This is a genomic window from Pseudomonas sp. FA-1 (assembly GCF_056856075.1).
Genome location: NZ_JBWXTH010000010.1, coordinates 150,962 through 167,997 on the forward strand (window position 1 = coordinate 150,962; position 17,036 = coordinate 167,997).

The following is a 17,036-nucleotide window of genomic DNA, read 5'->3' on the forward strand; positions in this document are numbered from 1 at the left end:
ACACCCCTGTGGGAGCGGGCTTGCCCCGCGATTGGGCCGGGCAGCGGCCCCTTCCAGGCTCTAAAATACCCGTCGAATCCCTGGCAAATGGCCTACGCTGTGCTTGTCTGGGTCGACATGCGCCTACCTGTTCGGTGACAAGGATTACATGAAGGGAAATCGGACTCTCGAAGCGCCGAAGTTGCTGGGCATCACCTGGCCGTTCGTCGCTGTTGTGATTTTCCAGGTGCTGCTGGGCAGCATGAGCCTTTATGCCATGTCCGCCGTGCGCGCCTATGTCGCGGGCGAAAGCCTGTGGTCCAAAGCCCAGAAGGACGCCATCTACTACCTCAGCCTGTATGCCGACACCCGCGACGAGCGCACCTACCAGCGCTACCTGCAGGCCACCGAGGTGCCCAAGGGCGACCGCGAGTTGCGCCTGGCGCTGGACCAGTCCAACCCGGACGTGGAGGCCGCGCGCAAGGGCATCCTGCAAGGCGGCAACCACCCCGACGACGTCGCCCGGATCATCTGGTTCTATCGCAACTTTCGCCATATCAGCTACATGGAAACGGCCATCGCCTACTGGGACATCGGCGACGACTACCTGCGTCAACTGGACGTGGTGGCCAATGAAATGCGTGCAGGTTTCACCCAGGGCCAGGTCACCCCGGCGCAAGTCAACGCCTGGCGGGCCCGCATCGTTGCCATCAATGAAGGCGTGACGCCGGCCGCCAGGGCCTTCAGCGATGCCCTGGGGGAAGGTTCGCGCATGCTGTTGCGCGTGCTGCTGATCACCAACCTGGCCACGGCCTTGTTCCTGATCACCATCGCCTGGCGCCGTTCGAGCAAGCTGCTGGGTCAGCGCCAGGCCTTCGCCCAGGCCTTGCAGGCCGAGCGCGAGCGCGCGCAGATCACCTTGCAGTCGATCGGCGATGCGGTGATCACCACCGACGTCGACGGCCTCATCGTCTACATGAACCCCGCTGCCGAACTGCTCACCCACTGGCCGGCCGGCCAGGCCCAGGGGATGCCCCTGGCGGCGTTGTTCAGCCTGGTGGACGAGCATGCCGAGCATGACAACCGCACCTTGGTCGAGCAGGTGCTCAGCGGCAGCCTCAAGGGGGGCTCCGAGCATGCCCGGCTGATCCAGCGCCTGGATGGCAGCACGGTGTCGATCAGCCTGGTGGGTTCGCCGATCTACAGCGACAACCAGGTGACCGGCCTGGTGCTGGCGCTGCACGACATGACCCAGGAACGCCAGTACATCGCCAACCTGTCCTGGCAGGCGACTCACGATGCCTTGACCGGCCTCGCCAACCGTCGCGAGTTCGAATATCGCCTGGAACAGGCGCTCAACGGCCTGACCCGTCAGGCCGGGCGACATTCATTGATGTTCCTGGACCTGGACCAGTTCAAGCTGGTCAATGACACCAGTGGCCATGCCGCGGGCGATGAGCTGTTGCGGCATATCTGTGCGGTGCTGCAGGCGGGCCTGCGTGAAGGCGATACCCTGGCGCGCCTGGGCGGCGACGAATTCGGTGTGTTGCTGGAAAACTGCCCGCCGGAGCAGGCCGAGCGCATCGCCGAGCAGCTGCGCCAGGCCGTGCAGACCCTGCACTTCGTGTGGAAGGGGCGGCCCTTCGTCACCACCGTGAGCATCGGCCTTGTGCACATCGCCCAGCCGGCCGGCACCCTGGAGGCGTCTCTGCGCGCCGCCGACATGGCCTGCTACATGGCCAAGGAAAAGGGGCGCAACCGGGTGCAGGTGTACCACCCCGACGACAGCGAACTGTCGCTGCGCTTCGGCGAAATGGCCTGGATCCAGCGCCTGCATGTGGCCCTGGAGGAAAACCGCTTCTGCCTGTATGCCCAGGAAATCGCCCCGCTGACTGCTATCGAGGGGCCGGGGCATCTGGAGATCCTGCTGCGCCTGCATGACGAAAGCGGCCGCACCATCCTGCCCAGCACCTTCATTCCTGCCGCCGAACGCTACGGCATGATGACTGCCCTGGATCGCTGGGTGGTGCGCAACGTGTTCCAGGTCATCCGCCAAAGCCTGGACGAAGGCCGGGATGGCCCGCTGGCCATGTGCGCCATCAACCTGTCGGGCTCGAGCATCGGCGATGACAAGTTCCTGGAGTACCTGCACCGCTTGTTCGAGGAGTTCCGCATACCGCCGCGGCTGGTCTGTTTCGAAATTACCGAGACCAGCGCTATCGCCAATCTCGGCAGTGCCATTCGCTTCATCAATGAATTGAAAGGCCTGGGCTGCAAGTTCTCCCTGGACGACTTCTGTGCCGGGATGTCGTCATTCGCGTACTTGAAACATCTGCCTGTAGACTTCCTGAAGATCGACGGAAGTTTCGTCAAAGACATGCTCGATGACCCCATCAACCGTGCCATGGTCGAGGTGATCAATCACATCGGCCATGTCATGGGCAAGCGGACCATCGCCGAGTTCGTCGAGACGCCGTTGATCGAGCAGGCGTTGCAGGAAATCGGCGTGGATTATGCCCAGGGTTACCTCATCGAGCGGCCGCAGGTATTCACCTGCGACAGCCTGCAACGCCAACGAATAGCCGCAAGGCCCCTGTTGCACCGGGCGCCTGGGACCTTTCGTTAAAAAAGGAGCCGTCCGGATGATCACATGATTCAAGGAGCTGGAAAGTGATTGATACATTCGTTCGGATCGGTCCTCTGATGGACCCTGCAAGCTACCCCACCTGGGCCCAGCAACTGCTCGAAGACTGCCGTGAAAGCAAGCGGCGGGTGGTGGAGCATGAGTTCTACCAGCGCCTGCGCGATGGCGAGCTCAAGCAGCAAACCATCCGCCAGTACCTGATCGGTGGCTGGCCGGTGGTCGAGCAGTTCTCGCTGTACATGGCCCACAACATCACCAAGACCCGCTACGCCCGCCACCCCGGCGAGGACATGGCGCGGCGCTGGCTGATGCGCAACATCCGCGTCGAGCTCAACCATGCCGACTACTGGTTGCACTGGTGCCAGGCCCATGGCGTGAGCCTGGCCGACCTGCAGGCCCAGGAGGTGCCACCGGAGCTCAATGGCCTCAACGACTGGTGCTGGCGGGTATGCGCCACCGAGTCGTTGGCGCTGTCGATGGCTGCCACCAACTATGCCATCGAAGGCGCCACCGGTGAGTGGGCGGCGCTGGTGTGCTCGACCGATACCTATGCCCAGGGCTTCCCTGACGCGATTCGCAAGCGGGCGATGAAGTGGCTGAAGTTGCATGCGCAGTACGATGATGCGCACCCCTGGGAGGCGCTGGAGATCATCTGTACGCTGGCCGGGGAGAACCCGACCCAAGGGCTCAGGAGCGAACTGCGCAGGACCATCTGCAAGAGCTATGACTGCATGTTCCTGTTCCTGGAGCGGTGCATGCAGCTGGAGAATCGCCAGCAAGAGCGGATGAGGCCGGCACTGGCGGCCGGCTGACAGGCCCTATCGCCGGCAAGCCGGCTCCCACTTGTCCTGCGCTGTTTTCAGAGACACCGCAATACCTGTGGGAGCCGGCTTGCCGGCGATTACGTCAGCCCAGGCAGCTCTTATTGAGCGTTGAACGCCTGCCCGTTCACCCCAGCGCTGTCCGGCCCCATCAGGTACAGGTACACCGGCATGATCTCTTCGGGCAGCGGGTTGTTCTGCGGATTTTCGCTCGGGTAGGCCTGGGCGCGCATGGCGGTGCGGGTCGCGCCCGGGTTGATGCTGTTGGCACGCACCGGCGCTACGCCTTCCAGCTCGTCGGCCAGGGTCTGCATCAGGCCCTCGGTGGCGAACTTCGACACCCCATAGGCACCCCAGTACGCCCGGCCCTTGCGCCCGACGCTGCTGGAGGTGAACACCACCGAGGCGTCCTCGGACAGCTTGAGCAGCGGCAGCAGGGTGCTGGTCAACATGAAGGTGGCGTTGACGTTGATGTGCATCACCCGCATGAAGTTGTCGCCCGAGAGCTGCTCCAGCGGCGTGCGCGGGCCGATGATCGAGGCGTTGTTGAGCAGCCCGTCGAGGCGCCCGAACTGGTCCTCGATCATCACCGCCAGCTCGTTGTACTGGTGGGGCAGGGCGGTTTCCAGGTTGAACGGGATCACCACCGGCTGCGGGTGGCCGGCGGCCTCGATCTGGTCGTAGACCTCGTTGAGGTTGGCCTCGGTCTTGCCCAGCAGCAGCACCGTGGCGCCCAGGGCGGCATAGGCCTTGGCGGCGGCGGCACCGATGCCACGGCCGGCGCCGGTGACCAGGATGATCCGGCCTTTGAGCAGGTCCGGGCGGGCGGTGTAGTCGAACATGTCAGGTGTCCTTGTTCATAAATCTTGCGCGAAGCCTTGTGGGGGCAAACCCGCTCCCACAGGAATTGCGGTGCCAGATGTTCAGCAGCCGCACAGCGCGCTGTCGATCACCTTGCGCAGGTCCAACGGGTGGTCCACCACCACATCGGCCCCCCAGTTGTTGGGGTTGTCCTGAGGATGAATATAGCCATAACGCACCGCCGCCGTGCGGGTGCCGGCGTCGCGGCCGGACTCGATGTCGCGCAGGTCGTCGCCCACGAACAGGACGCTGGCCGGGTCCAGGTCGAGGGTCTTGCAGGCCAGGATCAGCGGCTCGGGGTCGGGCTTGCTGTTCTTGACGTGGTCCGGGCAGATCAGCAGGGCCGAGCGCTCGGCCAGGCCCAGGCGCTGCATGATGGGTTCGGCGAAACGCACCGGCTTGTTGGTCACCACGCCCCACAGCAGGTTGCCTTTCTCGATGTCCTCGAGCAGCTCGGCCATGCCGTCGAACAGCTTGCTGTGCACGGCGCAGTCGCGCTGGTAGCGCTCCAGGAACTCCAGGCGCAGGGCCTCGAAGCCTTCGGCGTCCGGGTCCAGGGCGAAGGTGGCCGCGACCATGGCGCGGGCGCCGCCGGAGATCACGTCGCGGATGCGCTGGTCGTCGATGGCCGGCAGGCCGCGGTCAGCCAGCATGCCCTGGCAGATGGCGATGAAGTCTGGCGCGGTGTCCAGCAGAGTGCCATCCATGTCGAAGAGTACGGCTCGCAAACGCATGCTCATTCCTCGCGCAGGGTCTGGATCATGTAGTTGACGTCCACGTCGCTGCAGAGCTTGTAGTGCTTGGTCAGCGGGTTGTAGGTCAGGCCGATGATGTCCTTGACCTCCAGGCCTGCGGTACGGCTCCAGGCACCCAGCTCGGACGGGCGGATGAACTTCTTGAAGTCGTGGGTGCCGCGCGGCAGCATCTTGAGGATGTACTCGGCGCCGACGATGGCCAGCAGGTAGGCCTTGGGGTTGCGGTTGATGGTGGAGAAGAACACCTGGCCGCCGGGCTTGACCAGGCGGTGGCAGGCGCGGATCACCGAGGATGGATCCGGCACGTGTTCGAGCATCTCGAGGCAGGTGACCACGTCGAACTGGCCGGCCATCTCCTCGGCCATGTCCTCGGCGGTGATGCGCCGGTATTGCACTTCGACACCTGACTCCAGCTGGTGCAGTTGGGCCACCGCCAGCGGCGCCTCGCCCATGTCGATGCCGGTGACGCTGGCGCCACGCAGGGCCATGGCCTCACTGAGGATGCCGCCGCCGCAGCCGACGTCCAGTACCTTCTTGCCGGCCAGGCCCACGCGCTCGTCGATCCAGTTGACCCGCAGCGGGTTGATGTCGTGCAGCGGCTTGAACTCGCTCTCGCGGTCCCACCAACGGTGGGCCAGGGCTTCGAACTTGGCGATTTCGGCGTGGTCGACGTTGCTCATGGAACAATCCTCTGAATCTTCGATAAAAGTGCTACTGGCGCAAGCCTTGGCTGGCAGCCGGTCATTCGTTGCCTGCGATGCGCGCGCCCCAGGCGCGGGCGGTGGCCGTCAGGGCCTGTTCGTCCATCTGCACCAGGCGGCGCTCGTCGAGCAGTTGCCGGCCGGCGACCCAGACGTGCCGCGCGCAGTCGCGGCCGGTGGCGTAGATCAGTTGTGAAACCGGGTCGTGGACCGGCTGCTGCGCCAGCCCCGACAGGTCGAAGGCCACCAGGTCGGCCGCTTTGCCCAGCTCCAGCGAACCGGTGACGGCCTCAAGGCCCAGGGCGCGGGCGCCGTTGAGCGTGGCCATGCGCAGCGCTCGGTGGGCGTCCAGTGCCGTGGCCGAACCTGCCACCGCCTTGGCCAGCAGGGCTGCGGTGCGGGTTTCGCCGAGCAGGTCCAGGTCGTTGTTGCTGGCTGCGCCATCGGTGCCCACTGCCACATTGACGCCGGCTTGCCACAGGCGTTCCACCGGGCAGAAGCCGCTGGCCAGCTTGAGGTTGGATTCGGGGCAGTGCACCACGCTGGTGTCGCTTTCTACCAGCAGGGCCAGGTCGTCGTCGCTGACCTGGGTCATGTGCACCGCCTGCAGGCGCGGGCCCAGCAGGCCCAGGCGGGCCAGGCGCGCCAGCGGCCGCTCGCCGCTGTCGGCCAGGGCCTGTTCGACTTCGCCGGCGGTCTCGTGGATGTGCATGTGCAGCGGCGCGTCCAGCTGGTCGGCGATGACGCGGATCTTCTCCAGGTTCTCGTCGCTGACCGTGTAGGGCGCGTGCGGCCCGAGGGCGATGCTGATGCGCGGGTGGTGGCGCAGGTCATCGAACAGCTCGATGGCCTGGTGCAGGCCTTCGTCCGGCGTGCGGGCGCCGGGGATGGAGACGTCCAGCAACGGCACGGCGATTTGCGCGCGAATACCGCTGCGGTGCACCCGGTCGCAGGCCTCCCGGGGGAAGAAATACATGTCGGCGAAGCAGGTGATGCCGCCCTTGAGCATTTCGGCGATGGCCAGGTCCGTGCCGTCGCGCACGAAGGCTTCATCGACCCAGCGGCCCTCGGCCGGCCAGATGTGCGCCTTGAGCCAGGTCATCAGCGGCAGGTCGTCGGCCAGGCCGCGCAGCAGGGTCATGGCCGCATGGCCGTGAGCGTTGATCAGCCCCGGACACAGCAGGCAATCGGGCAACTCGCGCACCTCATGCGCCGCGGGCGCCCGGTCGCGCGGGCCGAGCCAGGCGATCAGGCCGTCGCGGATGCCCAGCGCGTGTTCCACGAGCACCACCCCGGCCGGCTCCACGGGGACCAGCCAGCCCGGCACGAGCAGCAGGTCGAGGGGGGAGGGGGCTGTGGGCATGCGTGGGGCACCTGGTTCTGATAGATAGAACGCGCAGTATACCCGAGCGCCCGTGACAGAGGCTCGCTATAATCGGCCGCTTTTGATCAGCGAACGACGGGGAGAGGCGATGCGCGAGCGACTTTTGGCGGCGGAGAAGGTGACCGGCATCCAGTGGCGGGATGGCACCTTGCATCTGCTCGACCAGCGCCTGCTGCCTGCGCGTGAGCACTGGCTGGCCTGCACCGACGTGGCTTCGGTAGTGCAGGCGATCCGCCAGATGGCCGTGCGCGGGGCCTCGGCCATCGGTATCAGCGCCGCCTACGGCCTGGTGCTCGCCGTGCGCCAGCGCCTGGCCGAGGGCGAGGACTGGGAGCATGCGCTGGAAGAGGACTTCCTCGCCCTGGCCGAGGCCCGACCCACCGCCGCCAACCTGTTCTGGTCGCTCAACCGCATGCGTGAACGCCTGCAGCGGCTGCGCGCCGACGAAGACGTGCTGGCGGCGATGGAGGCCGAGGCGATGGCCATCCACGAAAGCGACCGCGAAGCCAACCTGACCATGGCCCAGCATGGCATCGAGCTGATCCGCCGGCAGCAGGGCAACGCCCAGGCCCTGCTCACCTACGGCAATGCCGGCGCCCTGGCCAGCGGCGGTTTCGGCAGCGCGCTGGGGGTGATCCGGGCGGCCTACCTGGAGGGTATGGTCGAGCGGGTGTACGCCGGCGAGACCCGCCCCTGGCTGCACGGCTCGCGCCTGACCGCCTGGGAGCTGGCCCATGAAGGCATCCCGGCGACGCTGTGCGCCGACTCGGCCATGACGCACCTGATGAAGACCAAGGGCATCACCTGGGTGGTGGTGGGCGCGGACTGCATCGCCGCCAACGGCGATGTGGCCGGCAAGATCGGCACCTACCAGCTGGCGGTGGCCGCCATGCACCATGGCGTGCGTTTCATGGTGGTGGCGCCGAGTACCACCATCGACCTCAACCTGGCCACCGGCGAGGATATCCCGCTGGAAGAGCGTGAGGCCGACGAGTTGCTGGATGTGGGCGGCAATCGGGTCGCTGCCGAGGTCGAGGTGTACAACCCGGTATTCGATGTGACGCCAGCGGACCTGGTCGATGTGATCGTGACCGAGCGGGGCGTGGTCGAACGGCCCGATACGGCCAAGATTGCGCAGTTGATTTGTCGCAAGCGTTTGCACTGACCGCTCAGGACTTTACGATGGCCTCATCGTGGGGCAGGAAAAACGGCGTTTTTACGGGCGCAGCGGCAACCTGCCATATCTCCCACGCCCCACGCCTTTGTGATACCATCCGGCAGTTTCCAGGCCCGCTCGTTGAAGCGGCCTTCATTGCGCAGATCCATGGCTCAACTCATTGATTTGTCGTAAGTCGTCGCACCACTGTGCGTTGCGGCGGCGAGCTTCGTTCGTCCTACGAGGGAAACGACGAAGTTTCACCAGAAAAAGGAATCAGGCTTCTCATGGGCGAACTGGCCAAAGAAATCCTCCCGGTCAATATCGAAGACGAACTGAGACAGTCTTACCTCGACTACGCGATGAGCGTGATTGTCGGGCGTGCACTGCCCGATGCGCGTGACGGCTTGAAGCCCGTGCATCGCCGCGTTCTCTACGCGATGAGCGAACTGGGCAACGACTGGAACAAGCCGTACAAGAAGTCCGCCCGTGTGGTCGGTGACGTCATCGGTAAGTACCACCCCCACGGCGACACCGCGGTCTATGACACCATCGTGCGCATGGCGCAGCCGTTCTCGCTGCGCTACCTGCTGGTCGATGGCCAGGGCAACTTCGGTTCGGTGGACGGCGACAACGCCGCGGCCATGCGATACACCGAAGTGCGCATGGCCAAGCTGGCCCACGAGCTGCTGGCCGACCTGCACAAGGAAACCGTCGACTGGGTGCCCAACTACGACGGCACCGAACAGATCCCGGCGGTCATGCCGACCAAGATCCCCAACCTGCTGGTCAACGGTTCCAGCGGTATCGCCGTGGGCATGGCGACCAACATCCCGCCGCACAACCTGGGCGAGGTCATCGACGGCTGCCTCGCACTGATCGACAACCCCGAGGTGTCGGTCGATGAGCTGATGCAGTTCATTCCCGGCCCCGACTTCCCCACCGCCGGCCTGATCAACGGTCGCCAGGGCATCATCGAGGCCTACCGCACCGGCCGTGGCCGCATCTATATGCGTGCCCGCTCCGAAATCGAGGACATCGACAAGGACAAGACCGGCGGTCGCCAGCAGATCGTCGTCACCGAGCTGCCGTACCAGTTGAACAAGGCGCGGCTGATCGAGAAGATCGCCGAGCTGGTCAAAGAGAAGAAGATCGAAGGCATCACCGAGCTGCGCGACGAGTCCGATAAGGACGGCATGCGCATCGTCATCGAGCTGCGTCGCGGCGAGGTGCCGGAGGTGGTGCTCAACAACCTTTATGCGCAGACCCAGCTGCAGAGCGTGTTCGGCATCAACATGGTCGCCCTGATCGACGGCCGCCCACGCCTGCTCAACCTCAAGGACCTGCTCGAAGCGTTCGTCCGTCACCGCCGCGAAGTGGTGACCCGCCGTACCGTGTTCGAGCTGCGCAAGGCCCGCGAGCGTGGCCATATCCTCGAAGGCCAGGCGGTCGCGCTGTCCAACATCGACCCGGTGATCGCCCTGATCAAGGCTTCGCCGACCCCGTCCGAGGCGAAGGAAGCCCTGGTCAGCACCGCCTGGGAGTCCAGTGCCGTGCAGGTCATGGTCGAGCGCGCCGGCGCCGACTCCTGCCGCCCGGAAGACCTGCCAGAGCAGTACGGCCTGCGTGACGGCAAGTACTACCTGTCGCCGGAACAGGCCCAGGCCATCCTGGACCTGCGCCTGCACCGCCTGACCGGCCTGGAGCACGAGAAGCTGCTGGCCGAGTACCAGGAGATCCTCGAACAGATCGGCGAGCTGATCCGCATCCTGAGCAGCGCCGAGCGCCTGATGGAAGTGATCCGCGAGGAGCTCGAAGCGGTCCGCGCCGAATACGGCGATGCCCGTCGCACCGAGATCCTCAACGCCACCCACGACCTCAGCTACGGCGACATGATCCCCGAAGAAGAGCGCGTGGTGACCATTTCCCACGGCGGCTATGCCAAGACTCAGCCGCTGTCCGCCTACCAGGCCCAGCGCCGCGGCGGCAAGGGCAAGTCGGCCACCGGCGTGAAGGACGAGGACTACATCGAGCACCTGCTGGTCGCCAACAGCCACGCCACCCTGTTGCTGTTCTCCAGCAAGGGCAAGGTGTACTGGCTCAAGACCTACGAAATCCCCGAGGCGTCCCGTGCCGCCCGTGGTCGCCCGCTGGTCAACCTGTTGCCGCTGGAGGAAGGTGAGCGCATCACCGCCATGCTGCAGATCGACCTGGAGGCCCTGCAGCAGAACGCCGACGGCGACGAAGAGCTGGAGGACGCCGACGACACCGTGCTCGAAGGGGAAGTGGTCGAGGCCGAGGAAGTCGACGAGGAAGACGGCGACACCCCTGAGTGGGTGGCCGAGCCGACCGGTGCGTACATCTTCATGGCCACCGCCTTCGGTACCGTCAAGAAGACCCCGCTGGCCCAGTTCGCCCGTCCGCGTACCAGCGGCCTGATCGCGCTGAAGCTCAAGGAAGGTGACACCCTGATCGCCGCGGCCATCACCGACGGCGCCAAGGAAGTCATGATGTTCTCCGACGCCGGCAAGGTGATCCGCTTCGCCGAGAGCGTGGTGCGTGAGATGGGCCGTACCGCCCGTGGCGTACGTGGCATGAAGCTGGGCAAGGGCCAGCAGGTGATCTCCATGCTGATCCCGGAGTCCGGCGCGCAGATCCTCACCGCCTCCGAGCGCGGCTTCGGCAAGCGGACCCCGCTGTCCAAGTTCCCGCGTCGCGGCCGGGGTGGCCAGGGCGTCATCGCCATGGGCACCAAGGGGCGCAACGGCCTGCTGATCGGCGCCATCCAGGTGCAGGAAGGCGAGGAGATCATGCTGATCTCCGACCAGGGCACCCTGGTGCGGACCCGCGTCGGCGAGGTGTCCAGCTTGGGCCGTAACACCCAGGGTGTGACGCTGATCAAGCTGGCCAGCGACGAGACGCTGGTGGGCCTGGAGCGTATCCAGGAGCCTTCCGAGGAAGAACTCGACGAGCTGCTCGACGGGGACGAGGAGGGCGTCGAGGTCGACGCACCGGATGACGACCTGGCCGGCGCCGAAGAGGCGCCACAGGAATAAACCAACGCAACACCCCGAGCGGGGCGACCAAGGTCGCCCCGTTTGACTGATTACAGCAGGCTGCGCTGTAGCGGCGCGTCTCGTTGTAGGAGCGGCCTTGTGCCGTGAAAGGGCTACAGGGCAGCCCCAAGGTTTCAGCGGCGCTGCAACACGCTGGGGCCGCTTTGCGGCCCTTTCGCGGCACAAGGCCGCTCCTACAGGGACCCGTGCGTGGTCTGCAAGAACGATTTGTACTATTTGGCAGAGCGAGAGTGGATGTGAGCAAACGAGCCTTTAACTTCTGCGCAGGCCCTGCCGCGCTTCCTGACGCTGTCCTGGAGCGTGCCCAGGCCGAAATGCTGGACTGGCGTGGCAAGGGCTTGTCGGTGATGGAGATGAGCCATCGCAGCGACGACTACGTGGCCATCGTCGAAAAGGCCGAGCAGGACCTGCGCGACCTGCTGTCCATCCCCTCCAACTACAAGGTGCTGTTCCTCCAGGGCGGCGCGAGCCAGCAGTTCGCCGAGATCCCGTTGAACCTGCTGCCTGAAAGCGGCACTGCCGACTACATCGAGACCGGGATCTGGTCGAAGAAGGCCATCGAGGAAGCGCGTCGTTTCGGCCACGTCAACGTCGCCGCCAGCGCCAAGCCCTACGACTACCTGGCCATCCCAGGCCAGAACGAGTGGAACCTGACCAAGAACGCGGCCTACGTCCACTATGCGTCCAACGAGACCATCGGTGGCCTGCAGTTCGACTGGGTGCCGGAAACCGGCGACGTGCCCCTGGTGGTCGACATGTCCTCCGACATCCTCTCGCGCCCGATCGATGTGTCCCAGTACGGCCTGATCTACGCCGGCGCCCAGAAGAACATCGGCCCCAGCGGCCTGGTGGTGGTGATCGTGCGCGAAGACCTGCTCGGCCACGCCCGCAGCAGCTGCCCGACCATGCTCGACTACAAGGTCGCCGCCGACAACGGCTCGATGTACAACACCCCGGCCACCTATTCCTGGTACCTCTCGGGCCTGGTGTTCGAATGGCTGAAGGAGCAGGGCGGCGTCGAGGCCATGGAGCAGCGCAACCGCGCCAAGAAAGACCGCCTGTACAGCTTCATCGACGCCAGCGAGTTCTACACCAACCCGATCAGCCACAACGCCCGTTCGTGGATGAACGTGCCGTTCCGCCTGGCCGACGAGCGCCTGGACAAAGCCTTCCTGGCCGGCGCCGACGCCCGTGGCCTGCTCAACCTCAAGGGCCATCGCTCAGTCGGCGGCATGCGCGCCTCCATCTACAACGCCCTGGGCCTGGAGGCGGTCGACGCCCTGGTGGCCTACATGGCTGAATTCGAGAAGGAGCACGCCTGATGTCCGAACAGGAGCTCAAGGCGCTGCGCGTGCGCATCGACAGCCTCGACGAGAAGATCCTCGAGCTGATCAGCGAGCGCGCCCGTTGCGCCCAGGAAGTGGCCAAGGTCAAGACCGCCTCCCTGGCCGAAGGCGAGAAGCCGGTGTTCTACCGCCCCGAGCGCGAGGCTGCGGTGCTCAAGCGCGTCATGGAGCGCAACAAGGGCCCGCTGGACAACGAAGAGATGGCGCGGTTGTTCCGCGAGATCATGTCGTCCTGCCTGGCCTTGGAAGAGCCACTCAAGGTCGCCTACCTCGGCCCTGAGGGCACCTTCACCCAGGCTGCCGCCATGAAGCACTTCGGCCATGCCGTGGTCAGCCGCCCGATGGCGGCCATCGACGAAGTGTTCCGTGAAGTGGCCGCCGGTGCCGTCAACTTTGGCGTGGTGCCTGTGGAAAACTCCACCGAAGGTGCGGTCAGCCACACCCTGGACAGCTTCCTCGAGCATGACATGGTGATCTGCGGCGAAGTCGAGCTGCGCATCCACCACCACCTGCTGGTGGGCGAGAACACCAAGACCAACAGCATCACCCGCATCTACTCCCACGCCCAGTCCCTGGCCCAGTGCCGCAAATGGCTGGACGCCCATTACCCGAATGTCGAGCGCGTGGCGGTGTCCAGCAACGCCGAGGCGGCCAAGCGGGTCAAGGGCGAGTGGAATTCGGCGGCCATCGCCGGCGACATGGCGGCGAACCTGTACGGCCTGACCCGTCTGGCCGAGAAGATCGAGGACCGCCCGGACAACTCCACGCGCTTCCTGATGATCGGCAACCAGGAAGTGCCGCCGACCGGCGACGACAAGACCTCGATCATCGTCTCTATGAGCAACAAACCGGGGGCGCTGCACGAGCTGCTGGTGCCGTTCCACGAGAACGGCATCGACCTGACCCGCATCGAGACCCGCCCGTCGCGCAGCGGCAAGTGGACGTACGTGTTCTTCATCGACTTCGTCGGCCACCACCGCGACCCGTTGATCAAGGCGGTGCTGGAGCAGATCAGCCAGGAAGCCGTGGCGCTCAAGGTGCTGGGGTCCTATCCGAAGGCGGTGCTTTGATCGAGATCGCCGGGGCCGCGTCGCGCCCCATCGCGGGGCAAGCCCGCTCCTACAGGCCACGCGGTGCCCACCCGGCCCGCACACCTCCGGTAGGAGCGGCCTTGCGCCGCGAAGGGCTGCAAAGCAGCCCCGCCTCCCACAGGGCGCACACGCCCTCTGTAGGAGCGGGCTTGCCCCGCGATGGGCTGCAAAGCAGCCCCAACAATCGCCGTACTGAGGATTCGCGCTAGTGGTTGATGTAACAGCAAGCAAATCCGGCCCCATCATCGGCCGCCTGGTGGTCGTGGGCCTCGGCCTGATCGGCGGTTCCTTCGCCAAGGGCCTGCGCGAAAGCGGCCTGTGCCGGGAAGTGGTCGGCGTCGACCTGGATGCCCAGTCGCGCAAGTTGGCCGTGTCCCTGGGCGTGGTCGACCGCTGCGAAGCGGACCTGGCCGCCGCCTGCGTCGGCGCCGACGTCATCCAGCTGGCCGTGCCCATCCTGGCCATGGAAAAGGTGCTCGCCCACCTGGCCCGCCTGGACCTGGGCGACGCCATCATCACCGATGTCGGCAGCGCCAAGGGCAATGTCGTGCGTGCCGCCCGCGAAGCCTTCGCCGAGCGCCTGCCGCGCTTCGTCCCAGGCCACCCGATCGCCGGTTCCGAGCAGAGCGGGGTAGAGGCCTCCAACGCCACCCTGTTCCGCCGCCACAAGGTCATCCTCACGCCGCTGCCGGAAACCGACCCCGCCGCCCTGGCCCTGGTCGACCGCCTGTGGCGCGCGCTGGACGCCGATGTGGAGCACATGCCGGTGGAGCGCCACGACGAAGTCCTGGCCGCCACCAGCCACCTGCCGCACCTGCTGGCGTTCGGTTTGGTCGATTCCCTGGCCAAGCGCAATGAAAACCTGGAGATCTTCCGGTACGCTGCGGGAGGCTTCCGCGATTTCACGAGAATCGCCGGCAGCGACCCGATCATGTGGCACGACATCTTCCTCGCCAACCGCGAGGCTGTCCTGCGCACCCTGGATACATTTCGCAGCGACCTCGACGCCTTGCGCGACGCGGTCGATGCAGGGGACGGGCACCAGCTGCTGGGTGTGTTCACCCGCGCCCGGGTTGCCCGCGAGCATTTCAGTAAAATCCTGGCCCGCCGGGCCTATGTGGACGCTATGAACGCCAACGATCTGATTTTCCTGGCCCAACCTGGTGGCCGCCTGTCCGGACGGATCCGCGTTCCGGGCGACAAGTCGATTTCCCACCGCTCGATCATGCTTGGCTCGCTGGCCGAAGGCACCACCGAGGTCGAAGGCTTCCTCGAAGGCGAGGATGCCCTGGCGACCCTGCAAGCCTTCCGCGACATGGGCGTGGTCATCGAAGGCCCGCACCATGGCCGCGTGACCATCCACGGCGTCGGCCTGCACGGCCTCAAGCCGCCACCCGGGCCGATCTACCTCGGCAACTCCGGCACCTCCATGCGCCTGCTCTCGGGCCTGCTGGCCGGCCAGCCGTTCGACGTGACCATGACCGGCGACGCGTCGCTGTCCAAGCGCCCGATGAACCGCGTGGCCAACCCGCTGCGTGAAATGGGGGCCGTGGTCGAGACCGGCCCTGAAGGTCGCCCGCCGCTGACCATCCGCGGTGGCCATAAGCTCAAGGCCCTGGACTACACCCTGCCGATGGCCAGTGCCCAGGTCAAATCCTGCCTGCTGCTGGCCGGCCTGTATGCCGAAGGCACCACCACCGTCACCGAGCCGGCGCCGACCCGCGACCACACCGAGCGCATGCTGCGTGGTTTTGGCTACGACGTGCAGACCAATGGCCCGGTGGCCTCGCTCAAGGCCGGCGGCAAGCTCAGCGCCACCCGCATCGAAGTACCGGCCGACATTTCCTCGGCCGCCTTCTTCCTGGTCGCGGCCTCCATCGCCGAAGGCTCGGAGCTGGTGCTCGAGCACGTGGGCATCAACCCGACCCGTACCGGCGTGATCGACATCCTGCGCCTGATGGGCGGCGACATCACCCTGGAAAACCAGCGTGAAGTCGGCGGCGAGCCGGTGGCCGACCTGCGCGTGCGCGGTGCCAAGCTCAAGGGTATCGACATTCCCGAAGAACTCGTGCCACTGGCCATCGACGAATTCCCGGTGCTGTTCGTCGCCGCGGCCTGCGCCGAAGGGCGCACCGTGCTGCGTGGCGCCGAGGAGCTGCGGGTCAAGGAGTCGGACCGCATCCAGGTCATGGCCGATGGCCTGCTGACCCTGGGTGTGAAGTGCCAGCCGACCCCGGACGGCATCATCATCGACGGCGGCCAGATCGGCGGCGGCGAAGTGCATGGCCACGGCGACCACCGCATCGCCATGGCCTTCAGCGTCGCTTCGCTGCGTGCCAGCGCACCGATCCGCATCCATGACTGCGCCAACGTCGCCACCTCGTTCCCCAACTTCCTGGCGCTGTGCGCCGAAGTCGGTATCCGCGTCGCAGAAGAGGGCAAGCCGTGAATTCCCAAGCGCCGGTCATCACCATCGATGGGCCAAGCGGCTCGGGCAAGGGCACCGTCGCCGGCATCCTCGCCCGCGAGCTGGGCTGGAGGCTGCTGGACTCCGGCGCCCTGTACCGCCTGCTGGCCTTCAACGCCACCAACCACGGCGTCGACCTGACCAACGAAGAGCTGCTCAAGGCCCTGGCCGCCCATCTGGATGTGCAGTTCATCGCTGCCGAACCGGGTAAGCTTCAACAGATCATCCTCGAGGGTGAGGATGTCAGCAACGTGATCCGCACCGAAACAGTCGGCGCCGGCGCCTCTATGGTCGCCTCCCTGCCGGCGGTGCGCGAAGCGCTGCTGCAGCGCCAGCGCGCCTTCCGCGAAGCCCCCGGGCTGATCGCCGATGGTCGCGACATGGGCACCGTGGTGTTCCCGGACGCGCCCTTGAAAGTGTTCCTCACCGCCAGTGCGGAGGAACGCGCACGACGTCGTTATTTGCAGTTGAAGGGCAAGGGCGATGATGTTAGTCTGGCGAGTCTGCTGGATGAGATCCGTGCGCGCGATGAACGCGACACCCAGCGTGCGGTGGCCCCGTTGAAACCAGCGGCCGATGCCATCCAGCTGGACTCCACCGAGTTGTCCATCGAGCAGGTGTTGCAACGTATCAGGAGCGAGCTCGCCCAGCGCGATCTGCTCTGATAACCAGGGAAGCAGGCAGGGTCACCAGTCAACGTCCTGCCGGCTTTCCTTTATATGAACGAAACCCACATTGTCTGGAATGTGGCTAT

13 protein-coding genes are annotated in these 17,036 nt (G+C 65.8%); 8 read left to right on the top strand and 5 right to left on the bottom strand.

The annotated features are described in order from the left end of the window. Positions 1–148: 148 nt before the first annotated feature. Together AC1MHZ_RS18360 and AC1MHZ_RS18365 are read left to right on the top strand one after the other, a co-directional pair. The gene (locus AC1MHZ_RS18360; protein WP_324816952.1) at positions 149–2,605 is read left to right on the top strand and encodes an EAL domain-containing protein; all 2,457 of its coding nucleotides are present in this window, start codon (positions 149–151) and stop codon (positions 2,603–2,605) included. A gap of 44 nt (positions 2,606–2,649) precedes the next feature. Continuing rightward, positions 2,650–3,435 carry an iron-containing redox enzyme family protein gene (locus AC1MHZ_RS18365; protein ID WP_324816950.1) on the top strand — a complete coding sequence of 262 codons (786 nt, stop codon included), beginning with the start codon at positions 2,650–2,652 and terminating at the stop codon, positions 3,433–3,435. Between the two features lie 110 nt (positions 3,436–3,545). On the opposite strand, the gene AC1MHZ_RS18370 is transcribed toward AC1MHZ_RS18365, so the two are convergent. From AC1MHZ_RS18370 to AC1MHZ_RS18385, 4 genes are all read right to left on the bottom strand, one after another. After that, complete coding sequence (locus AC1MHZ_RS18370; protein WP_084854909.1) at positions 3,546–4,286, bottom strand: YciK family oxidoreductase; 741 nt, start codon at positions 4,284–4,286, stop codon at positions 3,546–3,548. Between the two features lie 81 nt (positions 4,287–4,367). After that, complete coding sequence (gene mupP, locus AC1MHZ_RS18375) at positions 4,368–5,039, bottom strand: N-acetylmuramic acid 6-phosphate phosphatase MupP (protein ID WP_084854910.1); 672 nt, start codon at positions 5,037–5,039, stop codon at positions 4,368–4,370. A gap of 2 nt (positions 5,040–5,041) precedes the next feature. Then, positions 5,042–5,740 (bottom strand): bifunctional 2-polyprenyl-6-hydroxyphenol methylase/3-demethylubiquinol 3-O-methyltransferase UbiG, encoded by a 699-nt coding sequence (gene ubiG / locus AC1MHZ_RS18380; RefSeq protein ID WP_324816945.1) that lies wholly within the window; start codon positions 5,738–5,740, stop codon positions 5,042–5,044. Positions 5,741–5,801: 61 nt separating this feature from the next. Continuing rightward, positions 5,802–7,124, bottom strand: a complete 1,323-nt coding sequence (locus tag AC1MHZ_RS18385) for a TRZ/ATZ family hydrolase (protein ID WP_482966752.1) — start codon at positions 7,122–7,124, stop codon at positions 5,802–5,804. A gap of 109 nt (positions 7,125–7,233) precedes the next feature. On the opposite strand from AC1MHZ_RS18385, the gene mtnA reads away from it, so the two are divergent. Next, entirely contained in the window at positions 7,234–8,310 is a 1,077-nt protein-coding gene (mtnA, locus tag AC1MHZ_RS18390) for an S-methyl-5-thioribose-1-phosphate isomerase (RefSeq protein ID WP_482966753.1), read from the top strand. 23 nt (positions 8,311–8,333) lie between these two features. Here the strand turns inward: mtnA and AC1MHZ_RS18395 are convergent, their stop codons facing one another. Then, entirely contained in the window at positions 8,334–8,471 is a 138-nt protein-coding gene (locus AC1MHZ_RS18395; RefSeq protein WP_172402952.1) for a hypothetical protein, read from the bottom strand. Between the two features lie 117 nt (positions 8,472–8,588). On the opposite strand from AC1MHZ_RS18395, the gene gyrA reads away from it, so the two are divergent. The 5 genes from gyrA (at position 8,589) to cmk (ending at position 16,947) form a co-directional block, all read left to right on the top strand. Continuing rightward, the gene (gene gyrA / locus AC1MHZ_RS18400) at positions 8,589–11,357 is read left to right on the top strand and encodes a DNA gyrase subunit A (protein ID WP_324816939.1); all 2,769 of its coding nucleotides are present in this window, start codon (positions 8,589–8,591) and stop codon (positions 11,355–11,357) included. Positions 11,358–11,614: 257 nt separating this feature from the next. Then, complete coding sequence (serC, locus tag AC1MHZ_RS18405) at positions 11,615–12,700, top strand: 3-phosphoserine/phosphohydroxythreonine transaminase (protein ID WP_482966754.1); 1,086 nt, start codon at positions 11,615–11,617, stop codon at positions 12,698–12,700. Then, entirely contained in the window at positions 12,700–13,794 is a 1,095-nt protein-coding gene (pheA, locus tag AC1MHZ_RS18410) for a prephenate dehydratase (RefSeq protein WP_084854915.1), read from the top strand. The genes serC and pheA overlap by 1 nt, the downstream gene beginning before the upstream one ends. Before the next feature lie 262 nt (positions 13,795–14,056). Continuing rightward, positions 14,057–16,264, top strand: coding sequence for a bifunctional prephenate dehydrogenase/3-phosphoshikimate 1-carboxyvinyltransferase (locus AC1MHZ_RS18415; RefSeq protein ID WP_482966784.1), 2,208 nt, complete (start codon positions 14,057–14,059; stop codon positions 16,262–16,264). Continuing rightward, a complete protein-coding gene (gene cmk, locus AC1MHZ_RS18420) occupies positions 16,261–16,947 on the top strand; it encodes a (d)CMP kinase (RefSeq protein WP_084854917.1) in 687 nt (228 codons plus the stop codon). Before AC1MHZ_RS18415 ends, cmk begins: the two co-directional genes overlap by 4 nt. Positions 16,948–17,036: the final 89 nt, after the last annotated feature.